Genomic DNA, 400 nt, shown 5'->3' with positions numbered 1-400 from the left:
CCAGGCAGTTGGTGGTGCAGGAACCTGCAGCCACAATCACATCCTGCGGGTTAAGGTCACCATCGTTGATGCCATAGACCACGGTGCGGTCAACATCCGGGTCACCCGGCTGGGAAAACAGCATGCGCTGGGCACCGGCTTCAATATGTTTTTCCGCTGTGGCACGGTCGGAGTACGCGCCGGAGCATTCCAGCACCAGATCCACATCCAGTAGTCGCCAGGGCAGTTCCTCGGGTTCAGGGTGCCGCAATACGCGGATGCGGTCGCCGTTCACAATCAGGTCATCGCCTTCCACCGCCACCTTTCCATTGAGCCGCCCGTGGGTGGAATCGTATTTGGTGAGGTGAGCAATGGTGTCGATGTCTGACAACTCGTTAATCGCGACCACCTGCAGGTGGTC

At 59.0% G+C, this 400-nt stretch carries 1 protein-coding gene; it reads right to left on the bottom strand.

All coding sequences use genetic code 11. The annotated features are described in order from the left end of the window. Positions 1-400: glyceraldehyde 3-phosphate dehydrogenase NAD-binding domain-containing protein (locus B2589_RS01425; RefSeq protein WP_286815380.1), on the bottom strand; the 400-nt coding region annotated here is incomplete at both ends.

The organism is Marinobacter sp. UBA3607 (assembly GCF_002375525.1).
Lineage (GTDB): Bacteria > Pseudomonadota > Gammaproteobacteria > Pseudomonadales > Oleiphilaceae > Marinobacter > Marinobacter vinifirmus.
Note: the sequence above shows the minus strand (reverse complement) of the source record. Positions and strands in the feature narration are given on the sequence as shown.